Source organism: Pantoea sp. EKM20T (genome assembly GCF_011800485.1).
GTDB lineage: Bacteria > Pseudomonadota > Gammaproteobacteria > Enterobacterales > Enterobacteriaceae > Pantoea > Pantoea agglomerans.
This window is the reverse complement of record NZ_JAALFW010000001.1, coordinates 483,618-504,108: the sequence shown is the minus strand read 5'-3', so window position 1 is coordinate 504,108 and position 20,491 is coordinate 483,618. Positions and strand designations below refer to the sequence as shown.

Sequence of the window (20,491 nt, the reverse complement as noted above, 5' to 3'; positions counted from 1 at the left end):
GGACGCTTCTGGTAACAGGGATCAGGTTCTCTTCACGGAAGCCGTCCCGGTTGTTGGATACGGCGCATTTCACTATGTGTGGTGTCTGAAGTTGACCGAGCACGTGATTTTTTGAGGTAACAAGATGCAAGTTTCTGTAGAAACCACTCAGGGCCTGGGCCGTCGCATTACGATTACTGTCGCTGCTGACAGCATCGAAAGCGCTGTAAAAAAAGAACTGGTTGACGTTGCCAGGAAAGTTCGCATCGATGGTTTCCGTAAAGGCAAAGTGCCGATGAACATCGTGGCACAGCGTTACGGCGCTTCTGTCCGTCAGGACGTGCTGGGCGAGCTGATGACGCGCAACTTTGTTGACGCCATCATCAAAGAAAAAATTAATCCGGCTGGCGCACCGAACTACGTGCCAGGCGAATACAAAGAAGGTCAGGATTTCACCTACGCGGTTGAATTCGAAGTCTATCCGGAAGTTGAGCTGAAAGGCCTGGAAAACATCGAAGTCGAAAAACCTGTCGTTGAAGTAACTGATGCTGACGTTGATACCATGCTGGACACCCTGCGCAAGCAGCAGGCCAACTGGATCGAAAGCGACGCTGCTGCAGGTCCGGAAGATCGTGCCACTATCGATTTCAACGGTTCTGTGGACGGTGAAGAGTTCGAAGGCGGCAAAGCCTCTGATTTCGTTCTGGCCATGGGCCAGGGCCGCATGATCCCAGGCTTTGAAGAAGGCGTTGTGGGTCATAAAGCGGGCGAAACTTTCACTATCGACGTGAAATTCCCGGACGACTACCACGCAGAAAACCTGAAAGGGAAAGATGCGAAGTTCGAGATCGTGCTGAAGAAAGTTGAAACGCGCGAACTGCCAGAGCTGACTGAAGAGTTCATCAAACGTTTCGGCGTTGAAGATGGTTCAGTTGCCGGTCTGCGTACTGAAGTGCGTAAGAACATGGATCGCGAGCTGAAAGGCGCTATCCGTAATCGCATCAAAACTCAGGCAATCGACGGTCTGGTTGAAGCGAACGAAATCGACGTGCCAGCTGCGCTGGTTGACAGCGAAATCGACGTTCTGCGTCGTCAGGCTGCACAGCGTTTCGGTGGCAACGAACAGCAGGCGCTGGAACTGCCACGCGAACTGTTCGAAGAGCAGGCTAAACGCCGTGTGGTTGTCGGTCTGCTGCTGGGCGAAGTGATTCGTACCCACGAGCTGAAAGCTGACGAAGCGCGCGTAAGCACCATGATCGAAGAGATGGCTTCTGCGTATGAAGATCCGCAGGAAGTGATCGAGTTCTACAGCAAGAATAACGAGCTGATGAACAATATGCGCAACGTTGCGCTGGAAGAGCAAGCGGTTGAAGCGGTCCTGGCGAAAGCTAAAGTGACCGAGAAAGAGACCAACTTCCAGGATCTGATGAATCAGACCGCTCAGGCCTGATCACGCATTTAACCGTCTGTGCTAAGCCCGTGACTGAAAAGTCGCGGGCTTTTTTGTGTTTTGCGTCCGGATAGCCACTCTTCGCCGCTATTTGTTTAATAAACAGGCGAATTATTCACGCATCGCTTTTTCCGGGTTAGCGAACAGGGAAAAGATTGTTATGCTTGAAACATGCGTGCAGCATCCCCAGATACAGGGAGTATGCAGAAATAAGAGTGAGGCTGGCTGATTAACCGTCCTGAAGGTGTCGGAAAAAGGCGCGGCGTGGAGTTTCCCGCGCGTCTTACGTAGAATCGGTACAGAATGTTGCCAATGAAATTTATCCAGGAGACGGTAATGTCATACAGTGGCGATCGTGAATATACAGCACCGCACAATGCGCTGGTGCCAATGGTGGTTGAACAAACTTCGCGTGGTGAGCGTTCTTACGACATCTACTCCCGTCTGCTTAAAGAGCGCGTCATTTTTCTGACTGGCCAGGTCGAAGACCACATGGCTAATCTGATTGTGGCGCAGATGCTGTTTCTGGAAGCTGAAAACCCGGAAAAAGATATCTATCTCTACATTAACTCGCCAGGCGGTGTCATCACGGCCGGTATGTCGATCTACGACACCATGAAATTTATCAAACCGGATGTCAGCACTATCTGTATGGGTCAGGCCTGTTCTATGGGGGCTTTCCTGCTGACGGCGGGCACCAAAGGCAAACGTTTCTGTCTGCCAAACTCACGTGTGATGATCCACCAGCCGCTGGGCGGTTATCAGGGTCAGGCGTCAGACATTGAGATCCATGCGCGCGAAATCCTGAAAGTTAAGCAGCGTATGAATGAGCTGATGGCTGAGCACACCGGTAAAACGCTGGAAGAAATTGAGCGTGACACCGAGCGTGACCGTTTCCTCTCTGCAAATGAAGCGGTAGAGTATGGATTAGTCGATTCAATTCTGACGCATCGCCAATAAGACCCGACTTACCGTTGTCCCTGGTCTATAGTTAACAGGACAACGGTACTATTATGGGTTGAATGAATTTCGGCCGTCTCTGCACGGCCTGAGCCGTACGCGGGTATGGCCTGAGAACAAGAAGAGGTTAACTGATGACAGATAAACGCAAAGACGGTTCAGGAAAGTTGCTGTACTGCTCTTTTTGCGGCAAAAGCCAGCATGAAGTGCGAAAGCTGATTGCCGGGCCGTCAGTGTATATCTGCGATGAGTGTGTTGACCTGTGCAACGACATCATTCGCGAAGAGATTAAAGAAGTTGCCCCGCATCGTGAACGTAGTGCGTTGCCAACCCCACATGAAATTCGCCATCACCTCGATGATTATGTCATCGGTCAGGAAAGAGCGAAGAAAGTGCTGGCGGTTGCGGTTTACAACCACTACAAGCGTCTGCGCAACGGCGATACCAGCAATGGTATCGAGCTGGGCAAAAGCAACATTCTGCTGATTGGCCCGACCGGTAGTGGTAAAACGCTGCTGGCAGAAACGCTGGCACGCTTGCTGGATGTGCCGTTCACCATGGCTGATGCCACCACGCTGACAGAAGCCGGTTACGTGGGTGAAGACGTTGAAAACATCATCCAGAAACTGCTGCAGAAATGCGACTACGACGTACAGAAAGCACAGCGCGGCATCGTTTACATCGATGAAATCGACAAAATCTCACGTAAGTCTGATAACCCGTCGATTACCCGTGACGTGTCAGGCGAAGGCGTACAGCAGGCACTGCTTAAACTGATTGAAGGCACCGTGGCTGCCGTTCCCCCGCAGGGTGGACGTAAGCATCCGCAGCAGGAATTTTTGCAGGTTGATACCTCTAAAATTCTGTTTATCTGCGGCGGCGCATTTGCCGGCCTGGACAAAGTGATTGCCCAGCGTGTGGAAACCGGATCCGGTATCGGCTTCGGCGCGACCGTGAAAGGGAAATCGCAGAAAGCCAGCGAAGGCGAACTGCTTGCGCAGTGTGAACCAGAAGATTTGATCAAATTTGGTCTGATCCCTGAGTTCATCGGTCGTCTGCCTGTTGTTGCGACCCTGAGCGAGCTGAGCGAAGAAGCGCTGATTCAGATTCTGCGTGAGCCGAAGAACGCCCTGACCAAACAGTACCAGGCGCTGTTTAACCTGGAAGGCGTTGAGCTGGAGTTCCGTGACGAGGCGTTAACCGCCATTGCTAAGAAAGCGATGTCACGTAAAACCGGTGCACGTGGTCTGCGTTCAATTGTAGAAGGCGCGTTGCTGGAAACGATGTATGACCTGCCTTCCATGGACGACGTGGAAAAAGTAGTGATTGATGAATCAGTTATTGAAGGTCAGTCTGAGCCCATGTTGATCTACGGTAAGCATGAAGCCCAGGCATCTGGCGAATAATTAAACAGATCGTCCATCTTGTCGTAATAAAAAAGGGGAAAATGTTTCCCCTTTTGCTTTTCTCGCCTCTGTGACGTTGAATGTCGGACAATCATCCCCATATACTCAGATACCTGTGGGTTTAACTGCATACCTGCCTGATGCGGTTCCCATCACCTGGCGGACATTAAACAAAGAGAGAGCTCTATGAATCCTGAGCGTTCTGAACGCATTGAAATCCCCGTGTTGCCGCTGCGCGACGTGGTGGTTTATCCGCACATGGTAATTCCGTTGTTTGTTGGCCGGGAAAAATCAATTCGGTGCCTTGAAGCCGCAATGGATCATGATAAAAAAATCATGCTGGTCGCACAGAAAGAGGCTTCAACGGATGAACCTGGCATTAACGATCTCTTCTCAGTAGGGACCGTTGCATCAGTATTACAAATGCTGAAACTGCCGGATGGCACCGTCAAAGTCCTGGTCGAAGGTTTACAGCGCGCCCACATTACGACGCTGGCCGATAACGGTGACCATTTTGTGGCACAAGCTGAATATCTGGTTTCGCCAGAGATCGAAGAGCGCGAGCAGGAAGTGCTGGTGCGCACGGCGATCAATCAGTTTGAAGGCTACATCAAACTCAACAAAAAGATCCCACCCGAGGTTTTAACCTCGCTGAACAACATTGACGATGCGGCCCGCCTTGCCGACACCGTCGCAGCACATATGCCACTGAAGCTGGCAGACAAACAGTCTGTGCTGGAGATGTCCGACGTCAACGAACGTCTGGAATATCTGATGGCGATGATGGAATCTGAAATCGATCTGCTGCAGGTTGAGAAGCGCATTCGCAATCGTGTTAAGAAGCAGATGGAGAAGAGCCAGCGCGAGTACTATCTGAATGAGCAGATGAAGGCGATTCAGAAAGAGCTGGGCGAAATGGACGACGCGCCCGACGAGTACGAAGCGTTAAAACGCAAAATCGATGCGGCAAAAATGCCGGAAGAAGCGCGCGAGAAAGCGGAAGCTGAGCTGCAGAAGCTGAAGATGATGTCCCCGATGTCCGCTGAAGCGACCGTGGTTCGCGGCTATATCGACTGGATGGTGCAGGTTCCGTGGAACGCGCGCAGCAAAGTGAAGAAAGATCTGCGTAAAGCGCAGGAGACGCTGGATACCGACCATTACGGGCTGGAGCGCGTGAAGGATCGTATTCTTGAGTATCTTGCGGTTCAGAGTCGCGTCAGCAAAATCAAAGGGCCGATTTTGTGCCTGGTCGGACCGCCAGGGGTAGGTAAAACCTCTCTCGGTCAGTCGATCGCCAAAGCGACCGGACGCAAATATGTGCGTATGGCGCTGGGTGGCGTGCGTGATGAAGCTGAAATCCGCGGTCACCGTCGTACTTACATCGGCTCTATGCCGGGTAAATTAATCCAGAAAATGGCGAAAGTCGGGGTTAAAAACCCACTGTTCCTGCTGGATGAAATCGACAAAATGTCCTCTGACATGCGCGGCGATCCGGCTTCAGCGCTGCTGGAAGTGCTTGATCCTGAGCAGAACATTGCGTTCAACGACCACTATCTGGAAGTCGACTATGACCTATCTGATGTGATGTTCGTTGCTACATCGAACTCAATGAACATCCCGGCACCGCTGCTGGACCGTATGGAAGTGATTCGTCTGTCGGGTTACACCGAAGATGAAAAACTGAACATCGCTAAGCAGCATCTGCTGACCAAGCAGATTGAGCGCAACGCCCTGAAAGCCAATGAAATTACGGTTGAAGACAGCGCGATTGTGGGCATTATCCGTTACTACACCCGTGAAGCCGGTGTGCGTAGCCTTGAGCGTGAGCTGTCGAAACTGTGCCGTAAAGCGGTTAAATCGCTGCTGATGGACAAGACGAAAAAGCACATCACCATCAATGGCGAAAACCTCAAGGATTTCCTGGGCGTTCAGCGCTTCGACTACGGTCGTGCGGATAGCGAAAACCGTGTGGGTCAGGTAACGGGTCTGGCATGGACCGAAGTGGGTGGCGATCTGCTGACCATCGAAACCGCCTGCGTACCAGGTAAAGGCAAGCTGACTTACACCGGTTCTCTGGGTGAAGTGATGCAGGAGTCGATTCAGGCTGCGCTGACCGTGGTGCGTGCCCGTGCCGAGAAGCTGGGCATCAATGGTGACTTCTACGAAAAACGTGATATTCACGTTCACGTACCTGAAGGCGCTACGCCGAAAGATGGTCCAAGTGCCGGTATCGCCATGTGTACTGCGCTGGTCTCCTGTCTGACCGGTAACCCGGTGCGGGCGGATGTGGCGATGACCGGTGAGATCACCCTGCGTGGTCAGGTGCTGCCGATTGGCGGGCTGAAAGAGAAACTGCTGGCAGCGCACCGTGGTGGCATTAAAACCGTGCTGATCCCTGACGACAACAAGCGCGACCTGGAAGAGATTCCACAGAACGTGATTGCCGATCTGGAGATTCATCCGGTGAAACGCATTGAAGAGGTGCTGAATCTGGCACTGGAAAATGCGCCATACGGTATGCAGGTTGTAACAGCAAAATAGTGATTAACGGCAAAAACCGTTAAAAAGCGGAGCTGGCAAGGCAATTGGCGCTTGCCAGCTTTTTTTTGTGCCGTTAATTTAGGTGGCTGCCGACGCGACGTTCTCAGAGAAATTCCGTTGTTTCGGCTTCACAGGCTTGATATAACTTGCTGCGCGTTCGCACCCTGCCGGATGCAGGGTACGATGTGAAATAATAAAAGAGGGGATGAAGAGAGTGAATAAGTCACAATTGATCGACAAAATTGCTGCCGATGCTGATATTTCTAAAGCTGCAGCGGGACGTGTTTTAGATGCATTTATGGGCTCAGTTTCAGATGCGCTGAAAGACGGTGATGAAGTGGCTCTGGTAGGTTTCGGCACATTCTCTGTGCGTGACCGCGCTGCACGTACCGGCCGCAACCCGCAAACCGGTAAAGAGATCACCATCCCGGCCGGTAAAGTACCAGGCTTCCGTGCTGGTAAAGCATTGAAAGACGCTGTCAATTAATAACAACGAATAGATTCATTGACGCATTTTCTTCAGTGGATTAGAGGACGATTAACCCGTTCTCATGTAACATACGGGCACATCAATCAGATGTGCCTTTTTTGTTTTAACCGGTGAGAATCGGGCCGTAAGATGGACCTGGACCGGATTGAGACTGCCAGCTAAGTCAGCAGTTGCGTGAGTCGCCAGCCAATGGCGAATTGCGACCGAGCTTTACATTCACACTACAGCGGAGTGTTGCCATACCATGATGGACAATTTACGCGCGGCGTCGAACCATGTCGTGCTCAAGATTATTTTGGGGCTGATTATCCTCTCCTTTGTGCTGACGGGCGTTGGCAACTATCTGATTGGCGGCAATAACGACTATGCGGCCAAAGTTAACGGCCAGGAGATTAGCCGGGGACAGCTGGAGCAGGCGTTCAACAGCGAGCGCAGTCGTCAGCAGCAGATGCTGGGCGATCAGTTCTCACAGCTGGCCAGCAACGATGGCTACATGCAGCAGATTCGCCAGCAGGCGCTGTCGCAGCTAATCGATCAGGCGCTGCTTGATAGCTACATCAAAGATCTCCACCTCAGCATCAGCGACGATCAGGTGAAGCAGGCGATCTTCAATCAGCAGGCTTTTCAGACCAACGGTAAATTCGACAATGCCAAATATCTGAGTCTGATCAGCAATATGGGCTTCAGCGCCGACCAGTATGCCGAAGCGCTGCGTAAGCAGCTCTCCAATCAACAGCTGATCAATGCCGTGGCTAACACCGACTTCACGCTGAAAGGCGAAGCCAGCAAACTGGTGGACCTGGTTTCACAGCAGCGTGAGATTCGTCAGGCGACGCTGGACGTCAATGCACTGGCGGCGAAGCAGGCCGTTACTGACGACGAAATCAGTCAGTATTATCAGCAGCATAAAACCAGCTTTATGGCACCAGAGCAGTTCCGCGTCAGCTACCTCCTGATGGATGCGGCCAGCATGCAGCAGGATGCCAGCGAGGCCGACATTCAGGCCTGGTACGACCAGCATAAAGCGGACTATTCGCAGCCACAGCGTACGCGCTACAGCGTCATTCAGACCAAAACTGAAGCCGATGCCAATGCGGTCCTGGCGCAGCTGAAAGCGGGTGCCAGCTTCGCTGACGTGGCAAAAGCCAAATCCATTGACCCGATCTCTGCGCGTAAGGGCGGCGATATGGGCTGGATGGAACCCTCTACGACGCCGGATGAGCTGAAAAATGCCGGTCTGACTGAGAAAGGCCAGATGTCAGGCGTCATCAAATCTTCAGTGGGCTTCCTGGTGGTTCGTCTTGACGATATTCAGCCAGAGCAGGTTAAGCCACTGGATGAAGTACGCAGCGCCATTGCAGCGAAAGTGAAGCATGAGAAGGGCGTTGATGCCTTCTACAAAGTGCAACAGAAAGTCAGCGAAGCGGCCAGCAATGACAATGAGTCACTGGCGGGTGCAGAGCAGGCTTCTGGTCTGAAAGCGAAAGAGACTGGCTGGTTCAGTCAGGATACGCTGCCAGATGAGCTTAACTTTGATGCGGTGAAGCAGGCGATCTTTAATGGCGGTCTGGTCGGGCAAAATGGCGCGCCGGGCAACAACTCCGATATCATCACTGTCGATGGCGACCGTGCCTTTGTGCTGCGTATCAGTGAGCATAAACCGGAAGCGGTAAAACCGCTTGAGCAGGTTAAGGCGCAGATCACTGACACGCTTAAGCATGATAAAGCGACGCAGCAGGCGAAAGCTCAGGCCGATAAGCTGCTGGCCGATCTCAAAGCCGGTAAGCAGGATGCGCTGACTGCAGCGGGTCTGACGCTGAGCGCCAGCAAGACCGTTGATCGCAATGCGCAGGATCCGGTGGCACAGACTGCCTTTAACCTGCCTCAGCCTGCGGAAAATAAACCTTCCTGGGGTGTCAGCGAAGATATGCAGGGCAATGTGGTACTGGTGGCGGTAGATAAAGTTAAAACCGGCAGCATGCCGCAGGCGCAGATTGACGAAATGGTCAAAGGCGTCACGCAGAATAATGCGCAACTGGCGTTTGAAGCGTTACTGCAAAACCTGCGTAAAGAGGCCAAAATTAAGTACGGTGCGGCCGCACAAATGCAGTAAGCCTCGCAGAAACTGCGCAACGACTGTAACAATCAAAGGCCGCATTCGCGGCCTTTTCCATTTCTGAAATCCCGCTTTTGAGCCTTGTGTGCAGTAGTGCCACTCTGTCGCTGCTGTTTACACACAAGGAGAAACACAGCATGGCTAAACCTAAACTCGTTGCCTTTTATCTTTCACTCGCGCTGGGCGGCGCACTCTGTCACAGCAGCGTCTCTGCGGCACCTGAACCTGTCAGCGCAGCCGTCACGCAGAGCTCACATCCTGCGTCGAAGCCGGAAGCCGCCGCGCAGCCACAGCAGGAGCAGGTCAGCATCAATGAAGCAACAGCCGAACAGCTCTCTGCCGTTATGAATGGGGTGGGGCTGAAAAAGGCGCAGGCAATTGTGAGCTATCGCGAACAGTACGGACCGTTTAGCGCAATTCAGCAACTCAGTGAAGTGCCGGGCATCGGCAATGCGTTGATAGAGCGAAATGCGGCCCGGCTGAAATTGTGAAGCAGTACACATCTGTGATGCTTAACCCACGATAGACAGGCGACTCTGCTAAAGTGAACAGGTCCAACCAGTTAATTCACAGCAGCAGGAGAGCATGATCATGCAGACCACCATAAAAGTGCGCGGCTATCATCTGGATGTCTATCAGCACGTCAATAATGCGCGCTATCTTGAGTTTCTGGAGGAGGCGCGCTGGGAATGGCTGGAAGAGGTGGAAGCATTCCACTGGTTGCAGGAACAGAAACTGGCTTTTGTGGTGGTAAACATCAACATCAACTACCGTCGCCCGGCCGTGCTGGGCGACGTACTGACTATCGACAGTGAGATCACGCAGTTGAATGGCAAAAGCGGCATTATTGCGCAGCGGGTTTTGCTGGCAGGGCAGGAGACCGTGGTGGCGGATGCCGCACTCACTTTTGTCTGTATTGATTTACGGACTCAGAAGGCGGTTGCGCTGGAAGGGGAGTTGCGCGAGCGACTGATGCGTCTGATGGCATGAGTCGATAAAAAGGCGGCAACCCGGATTCTCTGCCGCCACGTCAGACACTCTTAGTTAAGACCGCTTTTTGCTTTCATTGCCGCCATTACGCCAGCACGATCGTTGAGATAACCCTGCAGGCCATTGGCCCGTAAATGACAGGCTGCACACTCACCACATCCATCACCTTTCACGCCGTTATAGCAGGTCAGCGTCTGCTCGCGTACCAGCGCAAGCTGCTGCCAGTAATCCGCCAGCGCCCAGGTTTCCGCTTTATTGAGCCACATCAGCGGCGTCTCAAAACGAACATCGCGCGCCATGCCCAGCGACACCGCATGGTTCAGCGCTTTGACAAACTCATCGCGACAATCGGGATAGCCGGAGAAATCGGTCTCACAGACGCCAGTGATCACCGCTTCCGCTTCGACCTGATAAGCGTAAACCGAGGCCAGCGTCAGAAAGAGAATATTGCGTCCCGGCACGAACGTACTGGGTAATCCACTGGCCTCGGGATTATAAGCCGGCACCGGAATGTTATCCCGCGTCAGGCTGCTGACGGCGAGTTCGTTCAGCATGGTGACATCCAGCACTTTATGCGCGCGCGCGCCCAATTTAATCGCCAGGTCGCGGGCCACATCGATCTCTTCCCGATGGCGTTGTCCATAGTCGAAAGTGACGCAATGAACATCATCATATTGCTCTAAGGCCTGAATCAGGCAGGTAGTGGAGTCTTGTCCACCGCTGAAAACTACAACAGCGCGTTTCATGGTGTTTTCCTGATAATTAATTTTGCGCTTATGGTAATGCCTCAGTCCGCCGCTGAACAGCTGCATGGCAGATCAATGGGCGGCGGGATCCATGCGCGGCTGAAATCGAACCAGCCCAGCGTATTCAGTTCAATCCCTTCAACGCCCGGCGGCGCGTAGATTTGATAGCGATAATTGAACAGTGGCAGCAGGATGCCGCCCGTCATCAGCTGATGATAAAGCTGATGCAGCGAGCGGGCACGGGTTTCGTCGTCAGCAATTTGCTGGATAGCCAGCAGTTGCGCCTGAATCTCTTCGCCCTGCAGTGTGGGCCACAGCGGCCGCCATAGCGGGTCAGTCTGCAACCAATTGGCCAGCGTAAAGACCGGCGCATCACCAATCAGTCTGTCGCCCATCACGATATCTGCCTCATCAAGCGGGTCGATGCCGTGCCAGTTTTTTACCGGATGAAAAACTACCTTCAGGGTGCAGCCGTGCTGTTTTAACAGTGCAACCAGCGCCTGTGACATCTGGTGCAGCTCAACCGGCAACTGATAATGCAGCGTCAGGGTTGCCGGTAAGGGAACCGTGACAGCATCAATCAGCGGCACACTCCAGCCAGGTAACAGCTCTTTACTGGGAGTGATGAGTCCCTCATCCAGAGGCAACCGGCTGACAATGCCGCTTTGCTGGATCAGCTGGAAAAGCGTGCGCGCCTGATCAGCGGTAAATCCGGCTCGCGGCCGGCAGACCAGATAACAGAAGCCGAGGCTGATACTGCTGCTGACCGGTTGCAGCGTCCTGAGCTCTGTGGCATCCCCTATCGCAATCTGCACCGGATGACGACAGCTGCTGCCGAGAGCGGGATCAAATAGCTGAGGAGTAATCCAGTACTCCACCGCCTGCAGCAGAGGGCGCTGCAGATGCCAGCGCGCGTGACTTTCAATCCTGACCAGCTCGGCGCTGAAGTGCCTGAGTTTCCACGGCCCGCTGCCCGTGGCGGGATCGATGGGATGGGGCAGCAGGCACAACAAGTGGGCGAGCCGATGGGGCAGCCAGAAATCAGGCCGTCGCAGTACGAAACGCACCGCAAGCGGATGGGGCGCATCCACGCTGACCACATCGGCCAGTAACATGCTGACGCGCCTATCCCGCAACAGCTGGTGGAACTGCGCCACCAGTTGTTCGGCCTGCACAGGTTCGTCGTTGTGCCACATCAGCTGAGGCCGTAACCAGAATAACCAGCCAGATGACGCCTCGTCATATTGCCAGTGATGCGCCAGATCGCCAACCGGCTCATCCTGCTCAAAGCGGGTCAGACCGGAATAGATCTGGCGAGCCAGGTGCTGTTCGGCCCGACCGGTAATCTGATGCGGCTCTGTGCTCTCCATCGGACGATAGTAGGGGATGCGCAGCACCGGCGTATCGTTCTGCCACTGTCCACCCATTAATGGCCGCAGCATATTGATCAGCCTTTCCGGCGGCAGATCCAGCAGCTGCAAGGCCTCAGCTGCGTCTCCGGCGTCGAGCTGTTGTTGCAGCAACTGCTGCCGTAATTGTTCAGGTGAGCGCAGAAACACTATCTGTCCCTGTTTGCCACGGCCTGGCTCGCCGCGCCAGCTGAGCCAGCCTGCATGCTGCCACTGTGACAGCAACGTGCGCAAATGACGCTCGCTGCAGATACAGTGGCGGGCCATCTCCGCCACGCAGGTTTGCTGTGGGGCGCCCTGACTCTGCTGCCACAGACGCTGGAACTGATTAAGACGGTTAAGCTGGCGCATGTTAAACCCGGAACAGTTTTTTAAAAGTATTCACTATTAGTTCCGCAATTAACAGGCAATAGTGGAGTTCATCTTTCAGCAGGAGGTAAATCATGGTGCGTTTAGCCGCGTTCGATATGGATGGCACATTATTGCTGCCGGATCATCAGCTGGGTCAGCAGACGCTGGATAGCCTGCAGGCGTTGCATCTGCGTGGCATTAATCTGGCGCTGGCGACGGGCCGCCATCTGCTGGAGATGCAGATCTTACGGGAAAAAATGACACTGCCCGCGTGGCTGATTACCGGTAATGGTACCCGTGTACACGACAGGCAGGGCAATCTGATCTTTGCGCGTGATCTGCCCTCTTCGGTCGCCGGAGAGGTGATCCACCGCCGCTGGGATACGCACGCCACCCTGCATGTTTTCAACGATCAGGGGTGGTTTACCGATCACCCACAGCCTGAACTGCTGGTGGCCCATCAGATCAGCGGATTTGGCTATCAGCTGTGCGATCTTAAAAGATTGCCCGCGCATCAGGTGACAAAAATCTGCTTTATCGATCAGCATCAGCGCCTCTGTCAGCTAAAAACAGAGCTGGATGCCGCACTGGGCGAGCAGGCTAACATCTGCTTCTCTGCCGTGGATTGTCTGGAGGTGTTACCCGCCAGCTGCAATAAAGGCAGCGCGCTGGCACTGTTATGTGACCATCTGTCGCTGACCATGGCGGAGTGTATGGCGTTTGGTGATGCGATGAACGATCGCGAGATGCTGGCGCAGGCCGGACAGGGTTTTATCATGGGCAATGCGATGGCGCAGCTGAAAGCCGCGCTACCGCATCTGCCGGTATTAGGGCATTGCGAGACACAGGCGGTGTCTCACTATTTAAATCACTGGCTGGCAACACCCGACCTCGCGTATTCCCCCGAATGCTGAGGATTGCCGTGAACCGGACAGGATGTCCGGTTTTTTATTCCAGCTCGCGCTGCCATGGCGTGATATCGCCAATATGTTTTGCCACCCACTCAGGCTGATAGTAGCTATCGGGATAACGTTCGCCGCTGTCGCACAGCAGTGTCACCAGAGCTCCCTGCTGATTCGCTGCCCGTAGGCGTTTTGCCACCTGCATCATGCCCCAGAAATTGGTGCCGGTAGAGGCGCCAGGCTTGCGTCCCAGAATCTTTTCCAGTTTCAGCATGGCGGCCAGCGTTGCACCATCCGGCACTTTGATCATTTCGTCGATCACGTCAGGCATAAACGACGGCTCCACTCGCGGACGGCCAATTCCTTCGATCATGCTGCCGCGCGCGCTGGTCAGGGTAGCATCACGCTGCTGCCAGTAATCAAAAAACACCGAATGCTGCGGATCAACCACCAGCAGTTTGGTTTCCAGTCCCTGATAACGGATATAGCGGCCCAGCGTGGCTGAGGTGCCGCCGGTGCCCGCACTCATGATTATCGTATGGGGAATCGGATAAGGTTCATGCTCCATCTGACGGAAAATGCTCTCTGCAATATTGTTATTGCCGCGCCAGTCGGTGGCACGTTCAGCATAGGTAAACTGATCCATAAAATGGCCATTGAGCTCCCGCGCCAGCCGTTCAGATTCAGCATAGAGCTGGCAGGGATCTTCAACAAAATGGCACTGTCCGCCATAAAAGGTGATCTGCTCAATTTTACGCTTCGCTGTGCTCGCCGGCATCACCGCAATAAAGGGCAGACCCAGCAGCCTTGCGAAGTACGCCTCAGAAACGGCAGTGCTGCCTGACGAGGCTTCGATAATCGGCGTATCCTGTTTAATCCAGCCGTTGGAGAGGCCGTAGAGGAACAGGGATCGTGCCAGCCGGTGTTTGAGACTGCCACTGGGATGGGTACTTTCATCTTTCAGATAGAACCAGATGCCGGGAAAGTCCGCCAGATCGAAACGGATCAAATGGGTCTCAGCCGATCGTTGAAAATCAGCGTTAATTTCGTTGATAGCGTGGCGAATCCAGCAGGTGTGCATCTCAGGCGTCCGGTAAAAAAGTGATGCGGCTATTTTATGGCACGTGCAGGAAAAAGAGATTACACAATTACCGCTAAAATGGCGGTAATGGAGAAAATGATTCTCCCGGAGCCGCGAATGTTAGATAAAACTGACCTTAAATTGCTCTCACTGCTGCAGCATGACTGCACGCTGTCGCTGCAGGCGCTGGCGGATGCCGTCAACCTCACCACCACACCCTGCTGGAAGCGCCTGAAAAAGCTTGAAGATGATGGCATTATTCGCGCACGGGTGGCGTTGCTGGATGGAGATAAAATCGGACTGTCACTGACGGCGTTTATGTTTGTTAAAACGCAGCAGCACAGTCGCGACTGGTATCAGGCATTTGTCTCAGTGGTGAGCAGCATGCCGGAGGTAATGGCCTTTTACCGTATGGCAGGCGAGTATGATTACCTGCTGCGCATTCAGGTGGCCGACATGAAAAGCTATGATGCTTTCTACAAGCGAGTAGTGAATGGGGTGCCCGGCCTGATTGATGTGACATCCAGCTTCGCCATGGAAGAGATTAAATACACCACGGCTTTACCTGTCGCCCCCTGAGGGCCTGAGATTGAGAGCAGCGTTGTGCGATTATTCAGTCAATTAAGTTGGTATTTTCTGCGGGAGTGGCGGCGCTATCTGGGCGCGGTCCTCCTGCTGATTGTTATTGCTATTCTGCAGCTGCTGCCACCGCATGTGGTCGGGGTGATTGTCGATGGCGTGACGCGTGACAACATGAGCACCAGCCGCATCATGATGTGGATTGGGATCATGCTGGCAACGGCAGTAGTGGTCTATCTGCTGCGCTATGTCTGGCGCGTGCTGCTGTTTGGTGCCTCCTACCAGCTGGCGGTTGAGCTGCGCGAAGATTTCTATCGCCAGCTGAGTCGCCAGCAACCGGCATTTTATCTGCGTCACCGCACCGGCGACCTGATTGCGCGCGCCACCAACGACGTGGATCGGGTGGTGTTTGCGGCCGGGGAAGGGGTTCTGACGCTGGTCGACTCGCTGGTCATGGGCTGCGTGGTGCTGCTGGTAATGAGCACGCAGATCAGCTGGCAGCTGACGCTGCTTGCGCTGGTGCCGATGCCCATTATGGCCATCGTGATCCATCGCTACGGTAATCAACTGCACCATCGCTTTAAGCTGGCACAGGCCGCCTTCTCCAGTCTCAACGATCAGACGCAGGAGAGCCTGACCAGCATCCGGATGATTAAATCCTTTGGCCTTGAACAGCATCAGTCGCAGCAATTTTCCGATATCGCCCGCGATACCGGTGAAAAAAACCTGCGCGTGGCGCGGGTCGATGCCCGTTTCGACCCCACTATCTATATCGCTATCGGCTTCTCAAACCTGCTGGCGATTGGTGGCGGCAGCTGGCTGGTCTGGCATGGAGAGATGACGCTGGGGCAGCTCACCAGCTTTGTGATGTATCTCGGCCTGATGATCTGGCCGATGCTGGCGCTGGCGTGGATGTTTAATATTGTTGAACGCGGCAGCGCCGCCTGGAGCCGCATCGGCGCGCTGCTGGCGGAAGCGCCAGCGGTGGAAGATGGCGATAAGTCACTGCCATCTGAACCGGGCACGCTGCAGGTCGCGATTCGTGCCTTTAACTATCCGGCCAGCGTGGGTCCGGTCTTAAGCGATGTCAGCTTCCAGCTGAAACCCGGCGAGATGCTGGGGCTGTGCGGACCAACCGGCAGTGGCAAAAGTACGCTGCTTAGCCTGATTCAGCGCCACTTTGATATTCAGCAGGGCGACATCCGTTATCACCAGATCCCGCTGCCGCAATTGCGGCTGGACAGCTGGCGCAGCCGTCTGGCCGTGGTGAGCCAGACACCGTTCCTGTTCTCAGACAGCGTGGCGAACAATATTGCGCTGGGGAAACCGGGCGCAACCCAGCAGGAGATTGAGCATGCCGCCACGCTGGCCTGCGTTCATGACGATATCCTGCGTTTGCCGCAGGGCTATGAAACGGAAGTCGGGGAGCGCGGTGTGATGTTGTCGGGTGGGCAGAAGCAGCGTCTTTCGATTGCCCGGGCGCTGCTGCTGAATGCGGAAATCCTGATTCTGGACGACGCGCTTTCTGCGGTGGATGGCCGTACCGAACACGAAATCCTGCATAACCTGCGCATCTGGGGGCAGGGACGCACGCTGATTATCAGCGCGCACCGCTTATCGGCGCTGACGGAAGCCAGTGAAATCCTGGTCCTGCAGCAGGGCAGAGTGGCGCAGCGGGGCGACCACGACGCGCTGACCGGCAGGGCTGGCTGGTATCGGGACATGTACCGTTACCAGCAACTGGAAGCGGCGCTGGATGATGATGAAAATGAGAAAGGAGTGCCGCATGGCTAAGTCTGCACGCTTGTGGCCTACCCTGAAGCGTCTGCTGAGCTACGGTAAGCCGTGGCGCAAATCCCTGTCGCTGGCGGTAGGGATGCTGTGGATCGCTGCCGCGGCGGAAGTGACCGGACCGGTTCTGGTCAGCTACTTTATCGACAACCTGGTGGCGAAACATCAGATGCCCTGGGGAGTGGTCGCAGGACTGGTGGTCAGTTTTATCCTGCTTCAGCTGCTGGCCGCCGGGCTGCACTACTGGCAGGCGCTGTTGTTTAACCGAGCCGCTATCGGTGTGGTACAGCGGTTACGCAGTGACGTGATGAATGCCGCACTCTGTCAGCCGCTGAGTGCCTTTGATACCCAGCCGGTCGGGCAGATTATTTCACGCGTGACTAACGACACCGAAGTCATCCGCGATCTCTACGTCACGGTGGTTTCAACCGTGTTGCGCAGTGCCGCACTGGTCGGCGCCATGATGGTGGCGATGTTCAGCCTTGACTGGCGCATGGCGCTGGTGGCGATGATGATCTTTCCGCTGGTACTGGTGGTGATGTTCATCTATCAGCGTTACAGCACGCCCATTGCCCGTCGGGTTCGCAGCTATCTGGCAGACATCAATAATGGCTTTAACGAAGTGATCAGCGGTATGAGCGTGATCCAGCAGTTTCGTCAGCAGGCGCGATTTGGTGAGCGAATGGGCGAAGCGAGCCGCTCTCACTATCTGGCGCGAATGGAAACGCTGCGCCTGGATGGTTTTCTGCTGCGTCCGCTGTTGAGCCTGTTTTCAGCGATGGTGTTGTGTGGGCTGCTGATCCTGTTTAGTTTCTCGATGCCTGGCGTGTTTGAAGTGGGGGTACTCTATGCCTTTATTACCTATCTGGGGCGTCTGAATGAGCCGCTGATTGAGCTGACCACTCAGCAATCGATGCTGCAGCAGGCGGTAGTTTCAGGTGAGCGTATTTTCGAACTGATGGATGCTGCACAGCAGCAGTATGGTGCCGATCAGCAACCGCTGGCTTCAGGTCGTATCACCCTGAACAATCTGAGCTTTGCCTACCGTGAAAACCGCGATGTGCTCAGTGATATCAATCTTGAGGTTGCCCCACGCGAGTTTGTGGCGCTGGTGGGACATACCGGCAGTGGTAAAAGCACGCTGGCGAACCTGTTAATGGGTTACTACCCGGTAACGCGTGGCGAGATCCGCATTGATGATCGACCCATCAGCAACCTGAGCCATGCCGTGCTGCGGCGCGGTATTGCGATGGTGCAGCAGGATCCGGTGGTGCTGGCCGATACGCTGCTGGCGAATGTGCGGCTGGGACGCGACATCAGCGAAGAGGCCGTCTGGACGGTGCTGGAACAGGTGCAGCTGGCTCCGCTGGCGCATGCGTTGCCGGAGGGAATACATACCCGGCTGGGCGAGCAGGGCAATAATCTGTCGGTCGGGCAGAAACAGCTGCTGGCACTGGCCCGGGTGCTGGTTGATTTGCCGCAGATACTGATCCTCGACGAAGCGACGGCCAATATTGATTCCGGCACCGAGCAGGCTATTCAGCAGACGCTTGAGACGCTGCGCCAGCACAGCACGCTGGTGGTGATTGCTCACCGCCTCTCAACGATTATTGAAGCAGACAAGATTCTGGTGCTGCATCGTGGTCGTGTGGTTGAGCAGGGTACGCATCAGCAACTGCTGGCGATGCAGGGACGTTACTGGCAGATGTATCAGCTGCAGCAGGCAGGTGAAGATCTGGTATCGGGCGTCGCTGTAACAACTGAAGGCTGAGTTGCACCTTTTTTGCGCACCTTTATCAGATTAATCTGTATAAATGCACTCCTTTGACGCCTGAAGCACCAAAGGAGTGCAGCCCTCCGCTGCAATTTCCCCTGTACGGCCTCTCTGTTTCCCATCCTCTTTAAAGCATCCCTTGTCGCGTCTCGCCTGAACAACGTATTACCGTCATTTTCACACTCTGGCACAGGCTTTGCTTATATACCTGCGTGTCCGTAAACGTTACCTATTTACTCGCTGGAGGGGATCCAATGAAGCTGGTTACCGTCGTAATTAAGCCATTCAAGCTGGAGGATGTACGTGAAGCTTTATCCTCTATCGGCATTCAGGGACTGACCGTCTCCGAAGTGAAAGGTTTTGGCCGTCAGAAGGGCCATGCAGAGCTTTATCGTGGCGCAGAGTACAGCGTGAACTTCCTGCCTAAGGTCAAAATTGATATCGCTATTGCCGACGATCAGTTAGACGAAGTGGTGGATGTCATCAGTAAAGCGGCTTACACCGGCAAAATTGGCGACGGTAAAATTTTCGTGGCTGAACTGCAGCGCGTCATCCGTATTCGTACCGGCGAGACCGACGAAGCCGCTCTGTAATAAAGACTCAGTACTGTGATGGGATGGTATAAAAATGAATAAAGTTTTCGCTAAGTTGGGCCTCACCAGCCTGGCACTGTTACCCTCACTCGCGATGGCTGCGCCTGCCGTTGCGGACAAGGCTGATAACGCATTTATGATGATTTGCACCGCGCTGGTGCTGTTTATGTCAATTCCAGGTATCGCGCTGTTTTACGGTGGTTTGATTCGCGGTAAAAACGTGCTGTCGATGCTGACCCAGGTTGCCGTCACCTTCTCACTGGTCTGCGTATTGTGGATGGTTTACGGCTATTCACTGGCGTTCAGTGAAGGCAACGCATTCTTTGGCAGCTTTAACTGGGTGATGCTGAAAAACATTCAGCTGACCGCCGTCATGGGCAGCTTCTATCAATATATTCACGTCGCGTTCCAGGCCTCGTTTGCCTGTATCACGGTGGGCCTGATTGTCGGTGCTATCGCAGAACGCATCCGTTTCTCTGCCGTACTGATTTTTGTCGGCGTCTGGCTGACCCTGGCTTACCTTCCTATCGCGCACATGGTGTGGGCTGGCGGTTTCCTGGCACAGGATGGCGCGCTGGACTTTGCTGGCGGCACCGTGGTGCATATCAACGCCGCTGTCGCCGGTCTGGTGGGCGCTTATCTGGTGGGCAAACGTGCCGGCTTTGGTAAAGAGGCCTTCAAACCACACAACCTGCCAATGGTATTCACCGGCACCGCCATTCTGTATGTCGGCTGGTTCGGTTTCAACGCCGGTTCTGCTTCTGCAGCAAACGAAATCGCGGCGCTGGCCTTCCTGAACACCGTTGTCGCAACAGCGGGCGCCGTGTTGTCATGGACCTTTGGCGAGTGGGCGGTACGTGGTAAGCCTTCGCTGCTGGGTGCCTGTTCAGGCTTTATTGCCGGATTAGTAGCGATTACGCCTGCCTGTGGTTACGTCGGCGTCGGCGGTGCATTAATCATCGGCCTGGTCGGCGGACTGGCGGGACTGTGGGGCGTGACCACCCTGAAAAAATGGCTGCGCGTGGATGATCCCTGCGATGTGTTCGGCGTGCATGGCGTGTGCGGCATTGTCGGCTGTATCCTGACTGGCGTGTTTGCCTCCTCTTCACTGGGCGGCGTAGGCTACGCAGAGGGGGTCACCATGGGCCATCAGGTCTGGGTACAGCTCTTCAGCGTGGGCCTGACTATCGTCTGGTCGGGCGTTGTCGCCTTCATCGGCTTCAAGCTGGCTGATTTGATTGTCGGTCTGCGCGTTCCGGAAGAGCATGAGCGTGAAGGTCTGGATGTAAACAGCCACGGCGAGAATGCTTATAACCAGTAACGGATGGGCAGT

Annotated in this window: 17 protein-coding genes; 14 read left to right on the top strand and 3 right to left on the bottom strand. The window is 54.5% G+C overall.

The window, feature by feature from the left end; translation table 11 throughout:
* Window positions 1–124 precede the first annotated feature (124 nt).
* The 8 genes from tig (at window position 125) to HFD94_RS02425 (ending at window position 9,932) form a co-directional block, all read left to right on the top strand.
* On the top strand, window positions 125–1,429 hold the full coding sequence (gene tig / locus HFD94_RS02460) for a trigger factor (protein ID WP_010255408.1): 1,305 nt from the start codon (window positions 125–127) through the stop codon (window positions 1,427–1,429).
* Between the two features lie 336 nt (window positions 1,430–1,765).
* Complete coding sequence (gene clpP, locus HFD94_RS02455) at window positions 1,766–2,389, top strand: ATP-dependent Clp endopeptidase proteolytic subunit ClpP (RefSeq protein WP_010255410.1); 624 nt, start codon at window positions 1,766–1,768, stop codon at window positions 2,387–2,389.
* A 134-nt stretch (window positions 2,390–2,523) separates the two neighbouring features.
* Entirely contained in the window at window positions 2,524–3,795 is a 1,272-nt protein-coding gene (gene clpX, locus HFD94_RS02450) for an ATP-dependent protease ATP-binding subunit ClpX (protein WP_010671205.1), read from the top strand.
* Between the two features lie 186 nt (window positions 3,796–3,981).
* On the top strand, window positions 3,982–6,336 hold the full coding sequence (lon, locus tag HFD94_RS02445; protein ID WP_010255415.1) for an endopeptidase La: 2,355 nt from the start codon (window positions 3,982–3,984) through the stop codon (window positions 6,334–6,336).
* Between the two features lie 214 nt (window positions 6,337–6,550).
* Complete coding sequence (gene hupB, locus HFD94_RS02440) at window positions 6,551–6,823, top strand: nucleoid-associated protein HU-beta (protein WP_009091701.1); 273 nt, start codon at window positions 6,551–6,553, stop codon at window positions 6,821–6,823.
* A 247-nt stretch (window positions 6,824–7,070) separates the two neighbouring features.
* Complete coding sequence (ppiD, locus tag HFD94_RS02435; protein ID WP_167432731.1) at window positions 7,071–8,939, top strand: peptidylprolyl isomerase; 1,869 nt, start codon at window positions 7,071–7,073, stop codon at window positions 8,937–8,939.
* A gap of 140 nt (window positions 8,940–9,079) precedes the next feature.
* Window positions 9,080–9,433, top strand: a complete 354-nt coding sequence (locus tag HFD94_RS02430) for a helix-hairpin-helix domain-containing protein (protein ID WP_010255849.1) — start codon at window positions 9,080–9,082, stop codon at window positions 9,431–9,433.
* A 100-nt stretch (window positions 9,434–9,533) separates the two neighbouring features.
* Window positions 9,534–9,932: a YbgC/FadM family acyl-CoA thioesterase gene (locus HFD94_RS02425; RefSeq protein WP_010671209.1), complete on the top strand. Its 399-nt coding sequence runs from the start codon at window positions 9,534–9,536 to the stop codon at window positions 9,930–9,932.
* A gap of 50 nt (window positions 9,933–9,982) precedes the next feature.
* Here the strand turns inward: HFD94_RS02425 and queC are convergent, their stop codons facing one another.
* Together queC and HFD94_RS02415 are read right to left on the bottom strand one after the other, a co-directional pair.
* Window positions 9,983–10,678, bottom strand: coding sequence for a 7-cyano-7-deazaguanine synthase QueC (gene queC / locus HFD94_RS02420; protein WP_031592184.1), 696 nt, complete (start codon window positions 10,676–10,678; stop codon window positions 9,983–9,985).
* Window positions 10,679–10,719: 41 nt separating this feature from the next.
* Complete coding sequence (locus HFD94_RS02415; RefSeq protein WP_167432730.1) at window positions 10,720–12,438, bottom strand: SgrR family transcriptional regulator; 1,719 nt, start codon at window positions 12,436–12,438, stop codon at window positions 10,720–10,722.
* 92 nt (window positions 12,439–12,530) lie between these two features.
* Between HFD94_RS02415 and cof the strand changes: the two genes are divergently transcribed.
* Window positions 12,531–13,352, top strand: coding sequence for an HMP-PP phosphatase (cof, locus tag HFD94_RS02410; RefSeq protein ID WP_167432729.1), 822 nt, complete (start codon window positions 12,531–12,533; stop codon window positions 13,350–13,352).
* A 34-nt stretch (window positions 13,353–13,386) separates the two neighbouring features.
* Here the strand turns inward: cof and HFD94_RS02405 are convergent, their stop codons facing one another.
* A complete protein-coding gene (locus tag HFD94_RS02405) occupies window positions 13,387–14,421 on the bottom strand; it encodes a PLP-dependent cysteine synthase family protein (RefSeq protein ID WP_010255863.1) in 1,035 nt (344 codons plus the stop codon).
* 117 nt (window positions 14,422–14,538) lie between these two features.
* On the opposite strand from HFD94_RS02405, the gene HFD94_RS02400 reads away from it, so the two are divergent.
* The 5 genes from HFD94_RS02400 (at window position 14,539) to amtB (ending at window position 20,479) form a co-directional block, all read left to right on the top strand.
* Window positions 14,539–15,000, top strand: a complete 462-nt coding sequence (locus HFD94_RS02400; protein WP_031592177.1) for an Lrp/AsnC family transcriptional regulator — start codon at window positions 14,539–14,541, stop codon at window positions 14,998–15,000.
* 24 nt (window positions 15,001–15,024) lie between these two features.
* A complete protein-coding gene (locus tag HFD94_RS02395) occupies window positions 15,025–16,794 on the top strand; it encodes a SmdA family multidrug ABC transporter permease/ATP-binding protein (protein ID WP_033756779.1) in 1,770 nt (589 codons plus the stop codon).
* Window positions 16,787–18,562 carry a SmdB family multidrug efflux ABC transporter permease/ATP-binding protein gene (locus HFD94_RS02390; RefSeq protein ID WP_010255871.1) on the top strand — a complete coding sequence of 592 codons (1,776 nt, stop codon included), beginning with the start codon at window positions 16,787–16,789 and terminating at the stop codon, window positions 18,560–18,562. The genes HFD94_RS02395 and HFD94_RS02390 overlap by 8 nt, the downstream gene beginning before the upstream one ends.
* A 257-nt stretch (window positions 18,563–18,819) precedes the next feature.
* Window positions 18,820–19,158, top strand: coding sequence for a P-II family nitrogen regulator (glnK, locus tag HFD94_RS02385; RefSeq protein WP_003850469.1), 339 nt, complete (start codon window positions 18,820–18,822; stop codon window positions 19,156–19,158).
* A gap of 34 nt (window positions 19,159–19,192) precedes the next feature.
* Window positions 19,193–20,479: an ammonium transporter AmtB gene (gene amtB / locus HFD94_RS02380; RefSeq protein WP_122889134.1), complete on the top strand. Its 1,287-nt coding sequence runs from the start codon at window positions 19,193–19,195 to the stop codon at window positions 20,477–20,479.
* Window positions 20,480–20,491 lie beyond the last annotated feature (12 nt).

What these genes read in the sequence shown, in the direction of transcription:
- tig (WP_010255408.1), top strand. Translation starts at nt 125, where the DNA reads ATGCAAGTTTCTGTAGAAACCACTCAGGGCCTGGGCCGTCGCATTACG.
- clpP (WP_010255410.1), top strand. Translation starts at nt 1,766, where the DNA reads ATGTCATACAGTGGCGATCGTGAATATACAGCACCGCACAATGCGCTG.
- clpX (WP_010671205.1), top strand. Translation starts at nt 2,524, where the DNA reads ATGACAGATAAACGCAAAGACGGTTCAGGAAAGTTGCTGTACTGCTCT.
- lon (WP_010255415.1), top strand. Translation starts at nt 3,982, where the DNA reads ATGAATCCTGAGCGTTCTGAACGCATTGAAATCCCCGTGTTGCCGCTG.
- ppiD (WP_167432731.1), top strand. Translation starts at nt 7,071, where the DNA reads ATGATGGACAATTTACGCGCGGCGTCGAACCATGTCGTGCTCAAGATT.
- HFD94_RS02430 (WP_010255849.1), top strand. Translation starts at nt 9,080, where the DNA reads ATGGCTAAACCTAAACTCGTTGCCTTTTATCTTTCACTCGCGCTGGGC.
- HFD94_RS02425 (WP_010671209.1), top strand. Translation starts at nt 9,534, where the DNA reads ATGCAGACCACCATAAAAGTGCGCGGCTATCATCTGGATGTCTATCAG.
- queC (WP_031592184.1), bottom strand. Translation starts at nt 10,678, where the DNA reads ATGAAACGCGCTGTTGTAGTTTTCAGCGGTGGACAAGACTCCACTACC.
- HFD94_RS02415 (WP_167432730.1), bottom strand. Translation starts at nt 12,438, where the DNA reads ATGCGCCAGCTTAACCGTCTTAATCAGTTCCAGCGTCTGTGGCAGCAG.
- cof (WP_167432729.1), top strand. Translation starts at nt 12,531, where the DNA reads ATGGTGCGTTTAGCCGCGTTCGATATGGATGGCACATTATTGCTGCCG.
- HFD94_RS02405 (WP_010255863.1), bottom strand. Translation starts at nt 14,421, where the DNA reads ATGCACACCTGCTGGATTCGCCACGCTATCAACGAAATTAACGCTGAT.
- HFD94_RS02400 (WP_031592177.1), top strand. Translation starts at nt 14,539, where the DNA reads ATGTTAGATAAAACTGACCTTAAATTGCTCTCACTGCTGCAGCATGAC.
- HFD94_RS02390 (WP_010255871.1), top strand. Translation starts at nt 16,787, where the DNA reads ATGGCTAAGTCTGCACGCTTGTGGCCTACCCTGAAGCGTCTGCTGAGC.
- glnK (WP_003850469.1), top strand. Translation starts at nt 18,820, where the DNA reads ATGAAGCTGGTTACCGTCGTAATTAAGCCATTCAAGCTGGAGGATGTA.
- amtB (WP_122889134.1), top strand. Translation starts at nt 19,193, where the DNA reads ATGAATAAAGTTTTCGCTAAGTTGGGCCTCACCAGCCTGGCACTGTTA.